Genomic DNA, 19,914 nt, shown 5'->3' with positions numbered 1-19,914 from the left:
CACCCACCACGGAGGTTCGCTGTGCCCAGAACACGAACTCCCCGCCGATGGCGCGCCACCCTTGCCGCCGCACTGGCGGTCGGCCTGACCGCCACCGCCTGTTCCGGCGCGGGTGGCGGCTCGTCCGACGACGGCACCGCCATCACGGTCCTGATGGTCGGCAACCCGCAGATGGAGGACCTGGCCAAGATCACCGCCGAGAACTTCACCGCCGACACCGGGATCACCGTACGGTTCACCATCCTGCCGGAGAACGAGCTACGTGACCGGGTCACCCAGGACGTTGCCACCCAGGGCGGCCAGTACGACGTGGCCACCATCGGCGCGTACGAGGCACCGATCTGGGCGCAGAACGGCTGGCTGCACGAACTCAGCTCGTACGCCGACGCCGACAGCGGCTACGACAAGGCCGACCTGCTCGGCCCGGCGGTCGCCTCACTGTCCGGCGCGGACGGCAAGCTCTACGCCGCCCCGTTCTACGGCGAGTCGTCGTTCCTGATGTACAACCGGGAACTCTTCGCCGCGGCCGGGCTGACCATGCCCGAGCGACCCACCTGGCAGCAGGTCGCCGACTTCGCCGCCCGGCTCGACGACAAGCAGGCCGGCGTCGCCGGCATCTGCCTGCGCGGCCTGCCCGGCTGGGGCGAGCTGTTCGCCCCGCTGACCACCGTGGTCAACACCTTCGGCGGCACCTGGTTCGAACAGGACTGGACGCCGAAGGTCAACGCCCCCGAGTTCACCGCGGCCACCAAGTTCTACGTCGACCTGCTGCGCGCCCACGGCCAACCCGGCGCACCCCAGTCCGGCTTCACCGAGTGCCTCAACACCTTCGGCCAGGGCAAGGCCGCCATGTGGTACGACGCCACCTCCGCCGCCGGCACCCTGGAAGACCCCAACTCCAGCACCGTCGCCGGCAAGGTCGGCTACGCGTACGCCCCGGTCGACAAGACCGACTCGGCGGGCTGGCTGTGGGTGTGGGCCCTGGCCATGCCGAAGACCACCAAGAACGCCGACGCCGCCTGGCAGTTCATCTCCTGGGCCACCGGCAAGGAGTACGAGCGGCTGGTCGGCGCCACGCTCGGCTGGTCGCGGGTGCCGGCCGGCAAACGCCAGTCGACGTACGAGATCCCCGAGTACCGCGACTCCGCCGCCGCGTTCGCCGACATCACCCTCAAGTCCATCCAGGAGGCCGACCCGGTGAACCCGGGCGTGCAGCCGCGACCCGCGCTCGGGGTGCAGTTCGTCGGCATCCCCGAGTTCGCCGACCTCGGCACCAAGGTCTCCCAGGAGGTATCGGCCGCGATCGCCGGCCAGGTCAGCGTCGACAAGGCACTCGCCGACGGGCAGCGGCTGGCCGAGGAAGCCGCCGCCAGACACCGGTAGTCGCACGCCGGGGCCGGCACCCGTCCGGCCCCGGCCCTGCCCCGAGGTGGAGCGATGAGTACGACCATCACCAGCGGCGTGGACGCGACAGCGCCCCCCGCCGTACGTCCCACCCGCCCGGACCGCCGGCAGCGCTGGAGTCGCCGCGCCCCGCTGCTGCCCGCCCTGGTCTTCGCCATCGTGGTGACCCAGCTGCCGTTCCTGTTCACCGTCTACCTGTCCACCCAGAGCTGGAACGCGCTGCGGCCGGGCAGCCGCGAGTTCATCGGCCTGGCCAACTACGCCACCGTGCTCTCCGACGCCCGGCTGCGCGCCGCCCTGGTCAACACGGTGGTGCTGACCGCCTCGTCGGTGCTCGTCTCGGTGCTGCTCGGCCTCGGCCTGGCCATCCTGCTGGACCGCAGGTTCCCCGGCCGGGGCATCGTACGGACCCTGCTCATCACCCCGTTCCTGGTGATGCCGATGGCCGCGGCACTGCTCTGGAAGCACGCCATCTACAACCCGTCGTACGGCCTGATCAACGGCATCTTCGGCGGCAACACCGACTGGGTGTCGCAGTATCCGATGGTCTCCGTGGTCGCCGCGTTGGTCTGGCAGTGGACCCCGTTCATGATGCTGATCATCCTGGCCGGTCTGCAGAGCCAGTCCCTGGAGACGCTGGAGGCCGCCCGGGTCGACGGCGCCGGCCCGTGGCAGACCTTCACCCGGATCACCCTGCCGTACCTGCGGCCCTACCTGGAACTCGGTGCCCTGCTCGGCTCGATCTACCTGGTGCAGACCTTCGACGCGGTCTTCACCATCACCCAGGGTGGACCCGGCCGGGCCACCACCAACCTGCCGTACGAGATCTACCTGACCACCTTCCGCAAGTTCGAGTACGGCGAGGCCGCCGCGGCCGGCGTCGTCGTGGTGATCGGCACCATCCTGGTCGCCACCTTCGCGCTGCGGGTGATCTCCAGCCTGTTCCGGATGGAGGACGCGCGATGACCCGTACCGCGAACCCGGCCCGGCGCACCGCGGGCCGCACCGACGCCGTCTGGACCGTGCTGGCCTGGCTGGCCGGGCTGCTGTTCTTCCTGCCGGTGGCATGGATGGTGCTCACCGGCTTCAAGCGGGAGGTCGACGCCGCCAGCAACCCGCCGTCCTGGTTCTTCACCCCGGTGCTGGACGGCTACCGGCAGGTCTTCGACCGTGACCTGACGCCGTACCTGCTCAACTCGTTGATGGCCAGCCTGGTCTCCACCCTGCTGGTGCTGGTGCTGGCCACCCCGGCCGCGTACGCGCTGTCCATCCGTCCGGTGGCCCGCTGGCGCGACGTGCTGTTCTTCTTCATCAGTACCAAGATGCTGCCGGTCGTCGCCGCTCTGCTGCCGGTCTACCTGCTGGTGCAGAACCTCGGCATGCTGGACAACGTCTGGACCCTGATCGTGCTCTACACGGCGATGAACCTGCCGATCGCGGTCTGGATGATGCGCTCGTTCCTGCTGGAGGTACCCACCGCGCTGATCGAGGCGGCGGCGATGGACGGCGCCAGCCTGCTGGTCACCATCCGGCGGATCCTGCTGCCGATCGTCGCGCCCGGCCTGGCCGCCACCGCGCTGATCTGCTTCATCTTCAGCTGGAACGAGTTCTTCCTCGCGGTCAACCTGACCGCCACCCGGGCCGGCACCTCGCCGATCTTCCTGGTCGGCTTCATCACCTCCGAAGGGCTGTTCCTGGCCCGGCTCTGCGCGGCGGCGACCATCGTGTCGCTGCCGGTCGTGCTGGCCGGCTGGATCGCCCAGAAACAACTCGTCCGAGGACTCTCCATGGGGGCCGTCAAGTGAAAGCAGCAGTCATCGTCACGCCGGGCACGATCAGTGTGGAGTCCGTACCGGACCCGACGCCCGGCCCCCGGGACGTGGTCGTCCAGGTGGCCGGCTGCGGCATCTGCGGCACCGACCTGCACATCATGGACGGCGAGTTCGCCCCCGCGTACCCGATCGTGCCCGGCCACGAGTTCGCCGGCACGGTGGTCGCACTCGGCTCCGACGTCACCGAGGTCCGCGTCGGCGACGCGGTCGCCGTGGACCCGTCGCTGCACTGCGGCGAGTGCTACCAGTGCCGGCGCGCCCGGGGCAACCTCTGCGAACGCTGGAACGCCATCGGTGTCACCGTCGCCGGTGGCGCCGCCGAGTACGCCCTCGCCCCGGTACGCAACTGCGTGGTGCTGCCCGAGGGCGTCGACCCCGCCGAAGCGGCCCTGATCGAGCCGCTGTCCTGCGCGGTACGCGGCTTCGACGTGCTGCCCCGCCGGCTGGCCGACCACTACCTGGTCTACGGCGCCGGCACCATGGGCCTGATGATGCTGGAACTGGCCAAACGCTGCGGCGCCGCCACGGTCAGCGTGGTCGACCCGAACCCCGACCGCCTCGCCACCGCGGTGCAGCTGGGCTGCTCGGCCAGTGCCGCCACCGCCGAGGAGTTGGACCGCCCACGGGGCTGGGACGTCGTCATCGACTGCACCGGCGTGCAGGCCGCCATCACCGACGGCCTGGCCCGGGTCGCCCCCGCCGGCACCTTCCTCCAGTTCGGCGTCAGTGAGTACGCCACCCGGGTCCCCATCGAGCCGTACCGCGTCTACAACAAGGAGATCACCGTCACCGGCTCGATGGCCGTCCTGCACAGCTTCGACCGCGCCGCCGAGCTGTTCACCGCCGGTGTCCTGGACCCGGAGGTCTTCATCAGCCACCGCTTCCCGCTGGCCTCCTACGCGGAGGCGATGACCCAGTTCCGGACCGGCCAAGGCCGCAAACTGCTGATCAGTTCGTAGCGGGCACCGCCGCGGGGCGGGGTGGTGGCGGTCCCGGCGGGAGGTGTTCCCGCCCCGCCATCACCGTGACACGGCCCGGACACCGGCGTCAGTTGTACGGCATCATCGGGAACCAGCCGACGCCGAAGAGCGCGGGAACTCGCAGATCCCAGTAGACGACGGTGAAGACGCCCAACATGAGCAGCAACGCGCCGGTCACCACGGCGCTGCGCGACGGGTCCGCGGCCCACCGGAGAAAGCCGCCCCGGGTGACGAGCACGACGACGAGGAACAGCAGTGTCACGATCAGGATGTTGCCCAGCGACTGAAGAACGAACGCGAGTGCCCCGTTGAGCGGGTTCCCGGTGTCCACGGCCCAGTGGAACAGCTTGTTGAACAGCGGGTACGGCCGGCCGACGAGGAAACCGCCGATGAGCGCGCCGATGGTGACGACGCGGGCCACCGGCCGGCCGGCGAACACGTCGCGGACCATGCCGAGGGCGGCCAGGCCGAGGTAGACCAGGGCCAGCCCGATGAGACCGAACACGACGGACGACTGGATGAGCCGCACCGGCATGCCACCCACGGTGTCGGTGGACAACTGCGGTAGCCGGTCACCGAGCAGCACCCCGATCACCCCGTACGCGGCGGAGACCGTCACCATTCCCAAGGTCATCCAGGCGACCGGACGCCACAGCGCGGCGAGGGTGTATCTCGCGATCCCGGCTCGTCCCGTGCTGGCCTCGGACAACGGGCCGACCGAGGCGAGCATGGCGATGTTGCAGGCGGTGAAGGTTCCGGCCAGCCCGGAGACGAACGCGAAGAGCAGGCCGGCGGCCGTACCGGTGATCGGGGTGGCCTTGGCGTCGTGGCCGAGTGCCGCGTTGGCCATCGTGTCGCCGATCACCGAGTCGACGAGTTCGAACGACCACAGGATGGCCAGCAGGATTCCGCCGAGCACCGCGAGGATCGCCGCGCGTGTCGGTGGCCGGCTCCTCGTCGTCGGGGGCGGTTCGAGGCGGAGGGCCGGACCGTTGTCCAGGTTGGCCATCTTCGGTCGTCCTTCCACATCGACGGCAGCGCAGTCGTGACACAATGTAGGATCAGTGACGGCAGAGAGCTACTTCTATCTTGCGGACCTCGGCGCGGCACTGTCGTGGCGCTTGTCGTGGCGGGTCAGCTTCGGCTGTGCCTGGGACGGATGCCGGTCCGGGTCGCTGCACCCGCCGAACCAGCAAATGATCCACGTCATCTTCTGGGTCACCGAGATCGCATCTGCCGCCGTGATTGTGGAGATGGTCATGGTCGGTCGAAGTCTCCCCGTAGCGCCGTGTTCGACCCGGGAACTGTCGGAACAACTTCCGGAAACTGGGCGCGTCGAACCCGACACGCTGTGCCGGCCGTCGACATTGTCACTAAGCTGAACCGGCGGCTACTCTGTGCCGATCCGGCGATCGAAGGTCGCCGAAACTTTCGACGCGGCTATCGCTACGGAGAATCGACATGACGACCGCAACAAAGAGCCCGGCAACGCTCGGGCCCCACGGCGGCGAGGCACCCGGCCGGCTGATTCGAAACCCGGTCCTACCCGGCTTCAACCCTGACCCGTCGATTCTGCGCGTCGGCACCGATTACTACATCGCCACGTCGACATTCGAGTGGTACCCCGGGGTCCGGCTGCACCATTCGACCGACCTGGTGAACTGGCGCCCGCTCGGCGGCGTCCTCACCGAGCGGCGGCTTCTCGATCTCACCGGTGCGGGTGACTCCTGCGGTGTGTGGGCGCCCGACCTGTCGTACGTGGACGGCGAGTTCCATCTCCTGTACGCCGACGTGGCGAGCTTCGCCAGCGGGTACTGGGATCCGCAGAACTATCTGGTCACCGCGCGTGACCTGGCCGGGCCCTGGTCGGACCCGGTGGTGCTGCATGGGCGGGGGTTCGACGCGGCGCTCTTCCACGACGAGGACGGCACCACCTGGATGCTGTCGATGACCGCGGACTGGCGGCCGGGCCGTGACCGGTTCGCGGGCATCCAGATCCAGCAGTACGACCGCGCGGCCCGTCGCCTCGTCGGCACCGAGCGGATCATCTTCCACGGCACCTCCGTCGGCGTGACCGAGGGCCCGCACCTGTACCAGAAGGACGGCTGGTACTACCTGGTGACCGCGGAGGGCGGCACGTCCTGGACGCACCAGGTGACCGTGGCCCGTTCCCGTAGCCTGTTCGGGCCGTACGAGGTCGATCCGGCCGGTCCGATGCTCACCTCGAACGGTCGCCCGGAACTGGAACTGCAGAAGGCCGGTCACGGCAGCCTGGTGTCCACCCCGGACGGGCGGTGGTACCTGGCGCACCTGACCGCCCGGCCGTACACCCCACTCGGAAGGTGTGTGCTCGGCCGGGAGACCGCGATCCAGGCGGTGCAGTGGCCGCCGGGGGAGTGGCCGCGCGTCGAGGGCGGGGTGCCGGCGGTGGTCGTACCCGTGCCGGGCGACGCCGAGCCGGCAGCGGAGCCGGCAGCGGAGCATGACGACTTCACCGAGCCGACGCTCGGCCCGGAGTGGTCGACGCTGCGCCGTCCCGCCACCGCGGACTGGGTCGATCTCACGTCGCGTCCCTCGTTCCTGCGGATCCAGGGCGGGCAGTCGCCGGTCGGCCGGCAGCGTCCGAGCCTGGTCGCCCGCCGGGTCACCTCGAAGCAGTGCGAGCTGACCGCACACCTGCACTTCTCGCCCGCCAACTACCGCCAACTCGCCGGCGTCACCGCCTACTACAACACCCGTAACTGGCACTACGCCTACCTGACCGCCGACGACGACGGACGCCCGGTTCTGGAGGTGCTGTCGGCGGACAACGGCCGGCGCACCATGCACGACGCGTGCCGCGTCGAACTGCCGGGGACAGACGAGATCACGCTGCGGGTCACCTTCGACGGCCCGCACGTCACCTTCGCCTATCGACCGGCCGGCGCGACGCGCTGGGTCGACCTGCCGGCGGAACTGGACGCGACCATCCTCTCCGACGAGTACGCGGCCACCCTGGTGGACGGTGAGCCGGACGGCTGGGGCTTCACCGGGGCGTTCGTCGGCCTGTGGGTCCAGGACCTGGGCGCCGAGGGCGGGTACGCGGACTTCGACTGGGCCTCGTACCGCCACTGCTGAGTATCGGTCACCGCGATCGCGGCCGGGCGTGTGCACCGTTTGTCGGTGTCACGTCCGGCCGCTGCGCGTGTTTCACCGGCTGATGCGGTGGCGCGGTGTGTGGAAACATGGTCGACGTACGTCGATTCGTTGAACGGGGGATCACCGTGACGACACAGTTGTCCAAGGCCGCCGCCGTACCGGGTCCGACCGGGCATCCGCTCCTCGGCATGCTGCCGGCGCTCCGCGACGACCTGCTGGGAGCGATCCTGGACGGGTTCCACCAGCACGGCGACGTGGTGGCCTACCACGTCGGTCTGCCTCGGGGGCCACGCGCGGTGAGCGTGGACGTGATCAACGTGCACCACCCCGACGGCATCCACCAGGTCCTCACCACGCCGCAGGTCTTCAGTCGCCGCGCGAGCGCGTACGAGATCCTTCGGGAGTTCATCGGTGAGGGGCTGCTGACCAGCGAAGGAGACCGCTGGCGGCGGCAGCGGCGCACGCTGCAACCGCTGTTCACGCCGCGCCGGGTGGCCCGCTACACCGAGCTGATGGCCGACGAGGCGGCCCGCGTCGTCGACGAGCTGGCGGTCACCGCGGGCTCCGTCGTGGACCTGTACCAGGTCATGCAGCGCTACACGATGCGGGTGGTCGGCCGGGCACTGTTCGGCGACGACATCGACGAGGTCGTCCCCCGCCTGCAGGAGCTCATGCCGATTCTGGGTGACCTCGCGCTGGCGCGCGCCCTGCAGGTGGTCAAGCTGCCGTTGAGCTGGCCGACGCCGCGGGCGCGCCGGATCGGGCAGGTCCGCGCGACCCAGTACGAGATCGTCGACCGGATCATCGCCGACCGCCAGGGCCGGGCGGGCGGTGCGGAGAACGAGGACCTGCTCGGTCGGTTGTTCGCGGCCGAAGACCCGGAGACCGGTCAGGCGCTGTCCATCGAAGAGATCCGGGACCAGGTGCTGGTGTTCCTGCTGGCCGGGCACGAGACGACGTCGGCCGGGCTGGCCTTCACCATGCACCTGCTGGGTCGGCATCCCGAGGTGCAGGAGCGGGTCGTGGCCGCGATCGGTACCGGCGACGAAGAGTTGGTGCGGGCCGCCGTCATGGAGGGAATGCGGCTGTACCCGCCGGTGTACAGCATGGAGCGGATGTCCGAATCCGATGTCGTCGTCTCCGGCTACCGGATCCCGGCCAACACCAAGGTGGTGATCACCCCCTGGGTGACCCACCGGCATCCCGAGTTCTGGCCCGATCCGGAGCGCTTCGAGCCCGACCGGTTCCTCGGCCGGCAGGAACGACCGCGCTACGCGTACTTCCCCTTCGGCGGCGGGTCGCGCAGCTGCATCGGGGAACACTTCGCGCTGCTGGAGATGACCGCACTGCTGAGCGCGTTGCTCGCCCGCTACCGGGTCGACACCCGCGACGAGCGGCTGGCGGTCGTGCCGAGGGTCACGTTGCGTCCCGCTGGCCCGGTCCGGGCCACGCTGACCCTCCGGTGAGCTGGTGCCCCGGCTGATCCGGGCCGGATCAGCCGGGGCATCCTCCGACGGTCGTTCAGCGTTCGGCGACCGGCGTCCCGTCACCCGTCGTCACCGGCAACGGCTCGATGGCGGGCGGCGCGGCGGGCGGAGGGTCGGCGGCCCGCGTGCGGGGGCGGGAGCTGGCGAACCGGCGCATCATCGGCCGCTCCACGCCGGAGTGCAGCAGCCCTGCCAGGCCGAGCGTGACCAGGTATGCGCCGAGCATGACGGCCAGCGCGGCGGCGACGCCGAAGCCGTCCGGGGCTATGTTGCCGGCGCCGTACAACACCAGGATGTGAATGAGGTAGAACGCGAACGACGTGTCGCCCAGCCAGCCGGCGACCCGCCCGCGCAGCGGTGAACGGTGCCCCTCGACGTCCGCCCGGGCCGCGGCCGCCACCAGCAACGAGAGCGGGACGACCATCGCCGCCACCACCGAGTAGAGCAGCGGCACGACCTGGGAGACGCCGTAGCAGGCCACCGTGATCAGGGCGGCGGCGGGCAGGCTCAGCCGGAACCACTTGCCCCGCATGACGAGCTGGGCGATGACGATCCCGAGGACGAAGTCCAGCATCCGGATCAACGGGAACTGCTGCACGAACCAGAACTGCGGAAACGCGGCGTCCGCGTAGGTGTACGTCGGCTCGGCCGGCAGGAACGTCGTGGAGACGACGGGTGCCACCAGCGTCGCGGCGACGATGCCACCCGCGATCGACCAGAGCCAGGCCGGGGAGAGCCGTCGGAACCCCGCGAGTAGCCACGGGAACGAGGCGTAGAAGAAGATCTCGCAGCTCAGCGACCAGCTCGGTGGGTTGATCCCGTTGAAGATGAACTCGTTCGGAATCCAGCTCTGCACCAGCGTGACGTTCGCCAGCGTCGGCCACAGCGGCGCGCCGCCGCGGACCAGGATCATGAGCACGATCACCGCGGCGCAGACGACCAGGTGGTTCGGCAGGATCCGGGCGGCCCGGCGCCGCCAGAACCGGCGCTTCGGCTCGTAGTCGGCAGCCGACCAGGTCAGCACGAAGCCGCTGAGGATGAAGAAGAAGCCGAGAGCGGCAGATCCGGTACGGCTGAGGGCGCCGTACCACCAGTCGTCGATCCGCTCGTCGGCGAAGAAGCCGAACAACGTCGTGTGGGAGAAGAAGACCGTGACCGCGGCGACCCCCCGCAGCCCGTTGAGCGTCGGCAACTGCCGGGCCATTCGTCCCGCCTGCGCTGTCATCGGCGGCCACCCTCCGTGGTCTCGGACAACTCCTGTCTGCGTACCGGCCGGCGCGTCCGGAACGCCTCCTCCGCGATGTCGGCCGCCCGCCGCACCCCGTCCAACTCCGCGATCCGGTGCTGGTAGTGCTGCGCCTTCGCCCGGTAGGCGGGGTCGCCGCCCACCGTGTCGATCGCCGCCCGCAGCCGCGCCGGGGTGACCTTGTGCACCGGGATGAACTCGCCCACGCCGAGGTACTTGAGCCGGGCGGCCACGCCCGGCTGGTCGTTGCCGACGGGTAGCGCCACGATCGGTACGCCGTGGGCGAGCGATTCCAGCGCGGTGTTGATTCCGGCGTGCGTGATGACGAGAGCCGCCCGCGCCAGCAGGTCCAGCTGTGGCGCGTACCGGACCACGAGCGGGTTGCCGGGCAGGTCGGTCGGCGGCTCGGCGTCCGTGCTGCCGAGGGAGATGACCAGTTGCGTGTCGCGTCCGGCACCCGCCTCGGCGATCACCTCGAACACGCGTGGGAGGCGGTTCTGGAGGGTACCCATCGACGCGTAGATCAACGGACGGTCGTCGAGCTTCTCCCACGGGAACGGCACCGGCTCGGTGCTGTCCCGGTCGTGGAACGGCCCGGTGTAGTGGAACGCGTCCGGCAGCCGGCTACGCGGGAAGTCGAAGAACGGCGGTTGTTGGGTGATCTGCGCGAGGTCCGAGCCGTCGTTGACTCCGTCGACCGGCGGTAGGCCCCACTCGGCGCGACGTTCGTTGATCCGTTGCAGCACCGGCCGGATGACCCAGGCGACCACCTGGTCGCCCAGCATGTTGCGCGCGCGTGCCAGCAGCGAGGGACGGTACGGCCAGGCCGTCATGAACGGCGGCACCCCGGGTTCGGTGTTCAGCGCCAGCGCGTTGCAGACGTTGACGACCGGGATGTCGAGGTGTTCCGCGACGGAGTTCCCCGCGCCGTAGACCTGGTCCACCAGCAGCGCGTCCAGACCGTGCCGCGCCACCAGGGCCGGCAGATCCCGCAGCAGAACCTCGACCTCGCGCACGTACCCACGGACGATGAAGCGGATCGCGGCCAGGCCACTGCGCCGGCCCTGTTCCTCGGCGAAGCGGGCCAGCGAGCCGACCGGGAACTCGCGTTCGCCGATCGGCGCGAAGCCGAACCTGGCCGTGAACGACTTCGTCGCGGCGTCCGGCAGGGACACCAGGGTGACCCGGTGGCCCCGACGGAGTAGTTCTCTGCCGAGCGTGGCCATCGGGCTGAGGTGACCGGTGTAGTCGGGGACCACGAGCCCGATGTGGAAGGTGCGCGGAGTGGACATGGGTCGCTCCCTTGCTGGGTTCACACCACCGTCGTCAGGCACGACGGATGCACCGAGAACTCGGCCGGGGTGGATCCGACGATCTCGCCGTCCACCTCCACCGGCAGCGGGCGGTCCGCGTCGACGCGTACGGTGCGGACCTCCTGGAGGTGGATCGCCGGGTGTCCCGCAGCGGCGCCGCGGAACACCCGCCACATCAGCCCGACCACGCCGACCCGGCCGACACCCGCCACCCGTACCGCGTCCAGGTGTCCCGCCCGTGCCGGCCGGGGACGACCGAAGGTCAGCCCACCGGCGAAGTACGGCACCTTGAGCACGGCGAGATTGGTGATGATCCGGTGCGACGGTTCGCCGTCGAGTTCCAACCGCACCGCCACGGGCCGCCAGCGGGCGAGCGTCCGGAGGCTGGACGCCGTCTCGGCGAGTGGCAGGTGGAGCCGCTTGAGCACCCGGTTGACCGGGGTCTTCTCGGTGAACCGCTGACCGATCACGCTGATCAGGCCGACCGTGCCGCCGACGAGGAAGTACCGGTGCCCCCGGGTACCGTCGGGCCGGGTGAAGGTCACCGTGCCGACGTCGGTCTGCTGGTCGCGGGTGCGGTCGAGCAGGCCACCGAGGTGGGCGACCGGCCGCCGGCCGCGAGCGAAGTCGTTGCAGGTACCGGCCGGCACGTACCCGAGCCGCACCTTCTCGCCGCCCGCCGCCAGCATCCCGTTGGCGACCTCGGACAGCGTGCCGTCGCCGCCGACCGCCACCACCGTGCCGTACCCGTCCTCGACCGCCTGCCGCCCGAGGGCGATGCCGTGCCCCGGGTAGCGGGTGACCCAGCACTGCGCGTCGGGTAGTTCCGCGGCGATCCGCTGCTCGGTCGTGCGCCCGCGCCGGACCCCGGAGGAGGGGTTGACGACACAGACGACCCGGTCCTGCTCATCGGCGGCCATGCGTCTGCTCCATCGCCAGTTCCGTCAGGGTGTGGGACAGCGCCTCCGCGAACCCGAACCGGGGTGCGTAGCCGATCGACCGGATCCGGCCGACGTCGTACCGCATCCCCCCGGCGACGGACCGCACCGCGTAGCGGGTGAGCAGCGGCCGGCCGGATCGGGTGCCGATGGCGGCCCACCCGGCCACTTCGGACAGGGCTCCGGCGGCCAGTGCCGCCCCGAAGGGGATCGAGGCGGTCGGTGGCCGTGCCCCGATCCGCTCGGCCACCGCGGCGAACAGCTGCCCCAGGGACAGACCGTACGAGTCGCCCACGATGAACCGGCCACCCGCGCCCTCGGGGGAGGTGCCCGCCAGCACGATCGCCTCCGCCAGGTTCACGCTGTAGGTCACCTCGATCGGGGGCGCGCCGCGGTCGAACTGGACGAGCTTGTTGTTCCGCAGCCCGCGTACCAGCTCGGGCAGGAAGTTGCGGTCGCCGGGGCCGAACACCCAGGAGGGGTAAACCACAGTGACGTCCAGGCCGTTTCCGTGGTAAGACCACGCCAGGTCCTCCCCGGCTGCCTTCGACCGCGGGTACGGGTATCGCGGCACCCGTCGCGGCGACGACTCGTCGATGACCTTCGCCGGCCGGAAACCGAAGACGTCGACCGTGCTCAGGTAGACGAATCGGGAGACGCCGCAGCGCCGCGCCTCGTCCAGCATCGCGCGGGTGCCGTCCTGGTTCACGCGCCAGATCCGACGGCCGGGTCGCCAGTCGGTCAGATCGGCGGCCGCGTGCACCACGAGTTCCACGTCCGCGCAGGAGCCGCGCAGCGACGCCGGATCGGTCAGGTCACCGACATGAGCCGCGTAGCTCGCCCCCGGCACGGGCGCCCGCACCAGCCCGCGCACCGACCATCCCCGGTCCCGCAGCGCGGCGGCGACCGCGCGGCCCACACAGCCGGTGGCCCCCGTCACCAGCGCGACACCGGACCCCATCACGCGCCCTCTGCCAGCAGGGCACGCAGGTCGGCCAGCAACGAACCGGCCGGGTCGAGCGCCCGCATGCGTAGCAGCAGGTCCCGCAGTTCTCGGCGCTCGCCCGACTCGTCGAACAACAGCAGTTCCGGGCCGGCGACCAGCTGTCCCACGTGGACGGGCTGCAGGCCGCGCTCCGCCAACGCCTGGGAGCAACGCTGCGCGTCGGCGGGATCGACCGCGTACAGCAGCTCGAACTCGCCCCACTCCGCGGCGGCCGAACACCACCGAGGCAGGTACGTCGAGTCGGCGATGGCGGAGACGACCGGCGCATACACCTCGTCGCGTAGCACCACCTCCACGCCCAGACCGTTGAGTTCGGCGAGGCTGACCGCCGCACTCGTCAGCCCGTCGCTGGTGTCGATGCACGCCCGGGCGTACCGGCGTAGTGGCTCGCCCGCGGCCACCCGCGCCTCGGGCAGCCACGGCTCGCCCGCCCCCGGCCCGCCCAAGGCCAGGGCCCGGAACCCGGCCGCGTTGCCGGCGCCGATCGGGCCGGTCACGTACAGCGCGTCGCCGGCCCGGGCGCCGATCCGGCTCAACACCGATCCGCGCGGGACGGTGCCGAGGGCGCACGAGGTGAAGCTCTCCTCCTCGGCCCAGTTGGTGTCGCCGCCAACGACGTGACAGCCGTACCGTTCGGCGGCGTCGGACGCGCCGCGCCCGAACTCGCGGGCGTCGTCGAGGGTCCACCTGTCGCGGCGCAGCGAGCAGGAGACCAGCACGGCGACCGGGTCGGCGGCCACCGCGGCAAGGTCGCTGACGCTGACGGTGGTGGTCAACCAGCCCTTCGCGTACGGCGTGCTGACGGTGGCGAGTTCGGCACCGTTGTTCAACGTGTCGACCGTCATCGCCAGCAGCCCGGCGGCACCCAGGTCGAGTAGTTCGGCGTCGGCCTCGAAGGCGCTGTTGAGTTGCCGCGGCGACCGGACCATGCACTCGCGTATCGCGGTGATCAGGCTGCCCTCGGCCGCGTCCAGGGACAACCGGTTCCAGGCGGTGGAGGTCACGTCACGCCTGCCGGGACGATTGGGTCGCGCGCAGCGTCAGCTCCAGATACACCAGCATCGGAACGGCGACGACGAGGAAGAGCGTCGGTCGGTGCAGCGCGCCGAGCGACAGGAAGAACAGGGTGGTCGCCCGGATGAACCAGACCAGCGCCTCGTACGCCCGGGTCTGCGGTGCCCGGATGAGCGTCACGAGACTCTGCGTGAACCCGAGCCCGGACGCGACGAGGAGCGCCCAGAAGACGATCTCGGCGTAGGCACCCGTACGATCGGCGCCCGCCACGGCGGCCGCGCCCGCGGCCACCACCGCCACCACCGGGAACACCACGGCGATCCGGGCGGAGGCCCTGGTGCCGATGGCCACCGGCAGCGTGCGGTAGCCCGCGACCCGGTCGCCCTCGATGTCCTTGAAGTACCCGACGAGGCAGAAGCCGCTGAACACGACCGCGACGAGCGCCGTCTGGAACCAGGTCACCGCCGGGATGTCGAGCCATCCGGCGTCGGGTCGCACGGCCACGGCGCCGAGCACCGTGAACAGCGCCATGTCGACGCCGTTGACGAGGTTGCCCAGCATCGGGATGCGCTTGGTGAAGGAGTAGACCAGATGCCCGCCGATCGCGATGACGCCCCACAGCGCCAGCGTCGGCGCGACCACGACGGCCACCACCATCAGGGTGGTGGACAACGCGAGCGTCACCCCCAGGCCGACGTGAGGGTTGATCACCCCGGTGACGAACGGGCGGTCCGGAGCGTTCACCGCGTCGGCCTTGCGGTCGAACCAGTCGTTGATGACCACGCCGACGCCGTATCCGAGGGTGCAGAAGAGCAGCCCGATCACGATGCTCGCGGCGCTGGCCCCGGCCGGCGGCGCGGTCATGCCGACCAGACCGGCCGACAGCGAGAAGGGCACGAAGTGCAGCCGCCACATCCGCGCCCAGGCCACCGCCTGATCCCGGGTCGTGACTGCGGGTTCGAGCTGGCTGACGGTCATCGATCCTCCAGGGGCATCAGGTCGCGGACTTCGGCGAACGCGGCGACGACGCGCTTGAGCTGCTCCGGGGTGTGCGTGGTGGAGAAGCTCGCGCGCAGCCGGGGCGACGCCGCCGGGGGGACCACCGCGTTGACGTACACGCCGCGGTCCAGCAGGTTGCGCCACGCGCGCAGGGTCTGCTGCATGCCGTCGAGCCGCACCGACACGATCGGCGTCTCGCTCGGGAACGGTTCGTAGCCCAGGGCGGTGAGTTCCCGACGGACGTACGACGCGTTCTCCACCGCCTGGCGGCACAGCCACGGCTGCGCCCGCAGGATGCGCAGCGCGGCGTACGCGGCGGCCAGGTTGGCCGGTGTGGCGGAGGCGCTGAAGATGAGGCTGCGCGCGTGGTGGCGCAGGTACTCGATGACATCCTCCGGACCGAGCACCGCACCACCGATCGACGCCAGCGACTTGCTGAAGGTGACCGTGACGAGGTCGACCTCATCGGTGACGCCGAAGTGGGCGCTGGTACCCCGGCCTTCGGCGAGCACCCCGATGCCGTGCGCGTCGTCGACGAGCAGCCGGGCGCCGTACTGCCGACACAGCCGTACCACCTCGGTCAGCGGGCACAGATCGCCCGCCATCGAGTACACCCCGTCCACCACGACCAGCCGGCCGGCGTCCGAAGGGCTGGCCGCCAACTGCCGCTCCAGGTCGTCCATGTCGTTGTGGGCGAACCGGCGGGTCTTCGCCCGGCTCATGCCGCAGCCGTCGTAGACCGAGGCATGCGCCTCGCGATCGAGGATGGCCACGTCGTGTCGCGACAGCAGCGACGCGATCACTCCGACGTTCGCCTGGTAGCCGGTCGGAAACACCAGCGCGGCCGGCATGCCGAGGAAGTCGGCCAGTTCGCGTTCCAGTTCCTCGTGCAGGGGTGTGTTGCCGTTGAGTAGCCGTGAGCCCGTACGCGACGATCCGTACTCCTCGATCGCCGCCTGCGCAGCCGCTTTCACCCGCGGGTCGGAGGTGAGTCCGAGGTAGTTGTTCGAGCCGCACATCAGGACGTCGCCGTCCGCGGTCTGCGCGACGGTCGCGTCCTGCCCCTCGAAGGGAGTGAAGTACGGGTACAGCCGGGCCGCGCGGGCCTCCCGGCTCTCGGTGTATGACCGGCAGCGACCGAAGATGTCCACTGTCACCACGGTTCGGTTACCCCTCTCGTCTGGTGCCCCGTGTGCGTCTGGCCAGGTGGCGGACCTGCTGCCCCAGTTGTCGGCGACGACAGCGCGCCAAGCGGCCGCGCATCGGCGACGGAGGCCGGCGGCGCGTAGCCGCGGTGCGGGGGAAGGCGGGTGCCCTTCGGCGCGCTCCTGGATCCTCGCCATGAGGTCGCCGGGGTGTGGTGTGTCGCCATTCCGGAGGCGAGGCGGTAATCCGGGCCACCGCGGTCCGTATTAGCTTCGCGGCTGGCGAACATCAGTCGGCATCAGGCCAACAGGGGCTTGCGATGGCCTCCGGAAGTCAAGGCCGAAACCGATTGGCGCGTTGCTACGGCAGCGCGAGGAAAAAGACTTCTCGGTGGCTGTGCATAGACCGTTACCTCCCCCGTCCCGCTGTGGAGAATCACCAGCGGCAGTCGCTTGACGATCTCTATGGGGCAGGATGCTACGCCGGGTCCGCAGCGCAAGTCCACCCCACTTCGGTCGACGGATCCTCCCCGCCGCCGCGCTTCGTGCTGTTGTTGCAGGCGACGTACGTCAGGCGACGAGCGAGGGCATGACAAGGTTCACGTCGTCGGTTCGGCAAGATCAATGAATAGTCGTCGGTGAATCGACTTGTGTGCCCGGGCGCCGTCCCGGGTGGCGGCGCCGGGTACGCCGTCGAGCCGTCCTTCCGTCCGTCGATGAGGCGACCATGGCCCCCGGCCGGCCGGGCACGCCGATGGGGGAGCGCCATCCGGCTGGCGCGACTGCTCGGCTTCGCCTGCGTCGGCGGTCACGATGTGGCGGGCGAATGTTCAGCTGAATGTGGATAATGATTGACCGTGGCGCATCGCAGCAGACTCTCGACGATCCTGATTGACGTACCAAGCGGTGCGGCACCCGCATCCATCGCCTTCTGGTCGAAAGCACTTGGCGTGCCGGCACGTACAGTCCCCGACGAGCCGCAGTTCACCGCCCTGCACCGGGCATTGCCCGAGATGATTCTGGCGGTCCAGGCCGTCGATGGTCCGGCCCGATATCACGTCGACATCGAGACCGACGACGTCGAGGCCGAGACGCGCCGCCTGATCGCACTCGGCGCCGTCGAGGTCGGCCGCTGGCTGGAGTGCGTGACCTTACGGGCCCCGGGCGGCCACCTCGTCTGCGTCATTCCGTGCCACGGCGACCCGGACACCTTCGCGTCGCTGTCCCAGACATGGGAGTAGCCGCACCGTCGGTGTCGCGCGTTCACCGTCGCGTAGGTGGCGGACCTGGCGGGTGGCGGGGCGGTGCGTGCTGATCGGGGCGCATCCGGACCGGGCGCTGCGTGCGGCCGGCGGTCAGCGGGCCGTCGAGATGGGCGACGGGCAGATGTCAGCAAGTTGCTCGGGTCGCCTTTCCGGCTGCGGCAACCCGAGCTTCATTCACGCTACTGTCGCGGATGCTCCTGCCACGAGAGGACAGTATGCAAACAACCATGACGCGACGGATCCTGGCCACCGGTCTGGCCGTTGCGGCGGCAGTCGCCGTGGGTGCCGCGACGGCGGTGGGCGCCACCCCCGGGGGGGCGGGCGCGGCGGCGCCCGGCGACCAACTCCTGCTCGCGCGCGTCTCGACGAGCGCGGTCCCGACGACGCGGCAGGTCGTCGGGGCGGTCGCGGTCGGAGACAGGTATCCGTACGTCTTCGTCGTCGGGACCGACGGGAACCTCTGGATCAACTGGCAGGACGAGTCGGAGCAGTGGAACTGGTCGAACATGGGCACGCCTGCCGGAGTCGGCCTGCGGACGCCGATCGGCGTGACGGTCGTCGACAACTTCAGCCGCCCGTACGCCTTCCTTCTCGGCACCGACCAGAACGTGTGGAGCCTGTGGCGGTCGAGCACGAGCTGGCAGTGGCGCAACCAGGGCAGCCCACCGGGAGCGAACTTCGTGAGCTGGCCGAGCTTCGCGGCGGTCGCGGTGAACGGCACCAGCCCGTACCTCTTCGTTCGTAGCGACGGCGACGAGACGGTGTGGGTCAACTGGTGGAACGGCGCCGTGTGGAACTGGACCCACATCAGTTCGCCACCCGACGGCATCGCGGCCACCGGGCCGGTCGGTGTCCTGCTGGAGGACGGCACCCCGCAGGTCTACGCGGTCAGCAACTTCGGGAACCTCTGGAGCACGCGCTTCGACGACGCCCCCGCGCCCTGGGTCGACCTCGGCCGACCCGACGGTGTGTTGCTCACCGACGCCAGCACCGCCTTCGGCGCCCACAGCGCGGTGCAGGCCGCACCGGACGCCCGGCCGTACCTGTTCGCCACCGGCGGCGACGACAACGTGTGGCTACGTTGGTGGACCGGAAGCCAGTGGCAATGGCGCAACATGGGCGCACCACCGGGACAACGACTGGTTCCCGGCACGCTCGGCGCTCTCTCGGTCGGCGGCACGTCGCCGTACTCCTTCTTCGCCACCGACGGGGGTGGCCTGTGGATCAACTACTGGGATGGGCAGGACTGGTACTGGAGTGACCAGAGCCCACCGTTCCGGCCCACGCTCAACGGCGCCGCGGTCCTCGCGTCGCAGAACTCCACCCGACCGGCGATCTTCCTCCGGGACACCAGCGGCAACCTGTGGAGCCGATGGTGGAACGGCAGCCACTGGAGCTGGACTAACCGAAGCGCCTAGGCACGGGCGGCACCGCCGCCACGAACGGGATGGCCGTCCCGACACCGAGTCGGGACGGCTGTTCCCCCGTCGCCGTCCAGCGCGGCCCGACCCGCTCCGGCCAACCGTCGTCCGCTGGTCGTCCTGAGGCAGGTCCGTCGGCCCGCGCGGCGGCGCTGGCGTGGGCTCACCGTGCCGGGTCGTCGTCGATCCCGGTGCCGGGCCCGCCCGACGCCGCGGTGCCGGCCGTCGCCCGGGCCCGCCTGGCCTGCCCGATCGGCCCGAGGTGGGTGTGTTCGAAGCCCTCGGCCGTCTTGAGGCCGTAACCGAGGGCGCGATCGACGGCGATGTGGAACACCCACGCAACGGCCAGCACGCCGAGCCAGTCGATCCGGTCGCCGATCCCGGCCGCGGCCACGGCGATCGCGCCGAGCGCCGCCGGCACCGCGTAGGAGTGCGCCAGATTGTAACACACGGCGCCGAGCCGTGGCCCGCGCAGGTACCCGAGCATGGACAGGTCGAAGACGAGGAAGAGCGCGAGCAGCGACCACCACGGGTACCCGGCGGCGACGGTCACGACGACGGCGAGAGCCGCGACGGCAGCGGCCTCGATACGCTGCGCGGCGATCGGGCTCAGGTACGGCATCTCACCCCTCGGCGTCGGTCGGAAGGCTCTGCTGGACGCAGCTGACCGTACCTCCGATTGACGGCCGACATCACGCCGTCGGCGAAGCCGCCGCCCCGCAGCAC

The 19,914-nt window shown here is 70.5% G+C and carries 18 protein-coding genes; 9 read left to right on the top strand and 9 right to left on the bottom strand.

Features of this window, described 5'->3' with window-relative positions; translation table 11 throughout:
- Positions 1–21 precede the first annotated feature (21 nt).
- Genes D2L64_RS09465 through D2L64_RS09450 form a run of 4 tightly spaced genes read left to right on the top strand, consistent with a single transcriptional unit; the run spans position 22 to position 4,195 of the window.
- Complete coding sequence (locus tag D2L64_RS09465; protein WP_233558875.1) at positions 22–1,383, top strand: ABC transporter substrate-binding protein; 1,362 nt, start codon at positions 22–24, stop codon at positions 1,381–1,383.
- 54 nt (positions 1,384–1,437) lie between these two features.
- Positions 1,438–2,370, top strand: a complete 933-nt coding sequence (locus D2L64_RS09460; protein ID WP_119574497.1) for a carbohydrate ABC transporter permease — start codon at positions 1,438–1,440, stop codon at positions 2,368–2,370.
- Entirely contained in the window at positions 2,367–3,209 is an 843-nt protein-coding gene (locus D2L64_RS09455) for a carbohydrate ABC transporter permease (protein WP_119574495.1), read from the top strand. Before D2L64_RS09460 ends, D2L64_RS09455 begins: the two co-directional genes overlap by 4 nt.
- A complete protein-coding gene (locus D2L64_RS09450; RefSeq protein ID WP_119574493.1) occupies positions 3,206–4,195 on the top strand; it encodes a zinc-dependent alcohol dehydrogenase family protein in 990 nt (329 codons plus the stop codon). Before D2L64_RS09455 ends, D2L64_RS09450 begins: the two co-directional genes overlap by 4 nt.
- A gap of 88 nt (positions 4,196–4,283) precedes the next feature.
- On the opposite strand, the gene D2L64_RS09445 is transcribed toward D2L64_RS09450, so the two are convergent.
- Positions 4,284–5,225 carry a hypothetical protein gene (locus tag D2L64_RS09445; protein ID WP_119574491.1) on the bottom strand — a complete coding sequence of 314 codons (942 nt, stop codon included), beginning with the start codon at positions 5,223–5,225 and terminating at the stop codon, positions 4,284–4,286.
- 55 nt (positions 5,226–5,280) lie between these two features.
- Here D2L64_RS09445 and D2L64_RS09440 point away from each other — a divergent pair, with 55 nt between their 5' ends.
- The 3 genes from D2L64_RS09440 (at position 5,281) to D2L64_RS09430 (ending at position 8,820) form a co-directional block, all read left to right on the top strand.
- Positions 5,281–5,598, top strand: a complete 318-nt coding sequence (locus D2L64_RS09440; RefSeq protein WP_119574489.1) for a hypothetical protein — start codon at positions 5,281–5,283, stop codon at positions 5,596–5,598.
- 79 nt (positions 5,599–5,677) lie between these two features.
- Complete coding sequence (locus D2L64_RS09435; protein WP_119574487.1) at positions 5,678–7,333, top strand: glycoside hydrolase family 43 protein; 1,656 nt, start codon at positions 5,678–5,680, stop codon at positions 7,331–7,333.
- Positions 7,334–7,479: 146 nt separating this feature from the next.
- Complete coding sequence (locus D2L64_RS09430; protein ID WP_158603484.1) at positions 7,480–8,820, top strand: cytochrome P450; 1,341 nt, start codon at positions 7,480–7,482, stop codon at positions 8,818–8,820.
- Positions 8,821–8,875: 55 nt separating this feature from the next.
- On the opposite strand, the gene D2L64_RS09425 is transcribed toward D2L64_RS09430, so the two are convergent.
- From D2L64_RS09425 to D2L64_RS09395, 7 genes are read right to left on the bottom strand one after another with little or no spacing between them, the layout of a single operon-like run.
- Positions 8,876–10,066 (bottom strand): acyltransferase family protein, encoded by a 1,191-nt coding sequence (locus D2L64_RS09425; protein WP_119574483.1) that lies wholly within the window; start codon positions 10,064–10,066, stop codon positions 8,876–8,878.
- Positions 10,063–11,379, bottom strand: a complete 1,317-nt coding sequence (locus D2L64_RS09420; protein ID WP_119574481.1) for a glycosyltransferase — start codon at positions 11,377–11,379, stop codon at positions 10,063–10,065. Before D2L64_RS09420 ends, D2L64_RS09425 begins: the two co-directional genes overlap by 4 nt.
- A gap of 20 nt (positions 11,380–11,399) precedes the next feature.
- On the bottom strand, positions 11,400–12,320 hold the full coding sequence (locus D2L64_RS09415; protein WP_119574479.1) for a diacylglycerol/lipid kinase family protein: 921 nt from the start codon (positions 12,318–12,320) through the stop codon (positions 11,400–11,402).
- Entirely contained in the window at positions 12,307–13,299 is a 993-nt protein-coding gene (locus D2L64_RS09410; protein WP_119574477.1) for an NAD-dependent epimerase/dehydratase family protein, read from the bottom strand. Before D2L64_RS09410 ends, D2L64_RS09415 begins: the two co-directional genes overlap by 14 nt.
- A complete protein-coding gene (locus D2L64_RS09405) occupies positions 13,299–14,348 on the bottom strand; it encodes a thiamine-phosphate kinase (protein WP_119574475.1) in 1,050 nt (349 codons plus the stop codon). The genes D2L64_RS09410 and D2L64_RS09405 overlap by 1 nt, the downstream gene beginning before the upstream one ends.
- A gap of 1 nt (position 14,349) precedes the next feature.
- Positions 14,350–15,336: a UbiA prenyltransferase family protein gene (locus D2L64_RS09400; RefSeq protein ID WP_119574473.1), complete on the bottom strand. Its 987-nt coding sequence runs from the start codon at positions 15,334–15,336 to the stop codon at positions 14,350–14,352.
- On the bottom strand, positions 15,333–16,514 hold the full coding sequence (locus D2L64_RS09395) for an aminotransferase class I/II-fold pyridoxal phosphate-dependent enzyme (RefSeq protein ID WP_199714479.1): 1,182 nt from the start codon (positions 16,512–16,514) through the stop codon (positions 15,333–15,335). The genes D2L64_RS09400 and D2L64_RS09395 overlap by 4 nt, the downstream gene beginning before the upstream one ends.
- A gap of 845 nt (positions 16,515–17,359) precedes the next feature.
- Here D2L64_RS09395 and D2L64_RS09390 point away from each other — a divergent pair.
- Complete coding sequence (locus D2L64_RS09390) at positions 17,360–17,743, top strand: VOC family protein (protein WP_119574469.1); 384 nt, start codon at positions 17,360–17,362, stop codon at positions 17,741–17,743.
- A 251-nt stretch (positions 17,744–17,994) separates the two neighbouring features.
- On the top strand, positions 17,995–19,185 hold the full coding sequence (locus D2L64_RS09385) for a hypothetical protein (RefSeq protein ID WP_119574467.1): 1,191 nt from the start codon (positions 17,995–17,997) through the stop codon (positions 19,183–19,185).
- Between the two features lie 166 nt (positions 19,186–19,351).
- On the opposite strand, the gene D2L64_RS09380 is transcribed toward D2L64_RS09385, so the two are convergent.
- On the bottom strand, positions 19,352–19,810 hold the full coding sequence (locus D2L64_RS09380) for a DUF4260 domain-containing protein (RefSeq protein ID WP_119574465.1): 459 nt from the start codon (positions 19,808–19,810) through the stop codon (positions 19,352–19,354).
- Between the last annotated feature and the right edge of the window lie 104 nt (positions 19,811–19,914).

This window comes from Micromonospora radicis, from assembly GCF_003583405.1.
GTDB classification, from domain to species: Bacteria; Actinomycetota; Actinomycetes; order Mycobacteriales; family Micromonosporaceae; genus Micromonospora; species Micromonospora radicis.
The sequence above is the reverse complement of the archived record's forward strand: the minus strand, read 5'-3'. Positions and strand labels throughout refer to the sequence as shown.

Excerpts from the sequence above, each read along its gene's own strand:
- D2L64_RS09460 (WP_119574497.1), top strand. The coding sequence starts at position 1,438 with ATGAGTACGACCATCACCAGCGGCGTGGACGCGACAGCGCCCCCCGCC.
- D2L64_RS09455 (WP_119574495.1), top strand. The coding sequence starts at position 2,367 with ATGACCCGTACCGCGAACCCGGCCCGGCGCACCGCGGGCCGCACCGAC.
- D2L64_RS09445 (WP_119574491.1), bottom strand. The coding sequence starts at position 5,225 with ATGGCCAACCTGGACAACGGTCCGGCCCTCCGCCTCGAACCGCCCCCG.
- D2L64_RS09435 (WP_119574487.1), top strand. The coding sequence starts at position 5,678 with ATGACGACCGCAACAAAGAGCCCGGCAACGCTCGGGCCCCACGGCGGC.
- D2L64_RS09425 (WP_119574483.1), bottom strand. The coding sequence starts at position 10,066 with ATGACAGCGCAGGCGGGACGAATGGCCCGGCAGTTGCCGACGCTCAAC.
- D2L64_RS09420 (WP_119574481.1), bottom strand. The coding sequence starts at position 11,379 with ATGTCCACTCCGCGCACCTTCCACATCGGGCTCGTGGTCCCCGACTAC.
- D2L64_RS09415 (WP_119574479.1), bottom strand. The coding sequence starts at position 12,320 with ATGGCCGCCGATGAGCAGGACCGGGTCGTCTGTGTCGTCAACCCCTCC.
- D2L64_RS09410 (WP_119574477.1), bottom strand. The coding sequence starts at position 13,299 with ATGGGGTCCGGTGTCGCGCTGGTGACGGGGGCCACCGGCTGTGTGGGC.
- D2L64_RS09400 (WP_119574473.1), bottom strand. The coding sequence starts at position 15,336 with ATGACCGTCAGCCAGCTCGAACCCGCAGTCACGACCCGGGATCAGGCG.
- D2L64_RS09385 (WP_119574467.1), top strand. The coding sequence starts at position 17,995 with ATGACGCGACGGATCCTGGCCACCGGTCTGGCCGTTGCGGCGGCAGTC.
- D2L64_RS09380 (WP_119574465.1), bottom strand. The coding sequence starts at position 19,810 with ATGCCGTACCTGAGCCCGATCGCCGCGCAGCGTATCGAGGCCGCTGCC.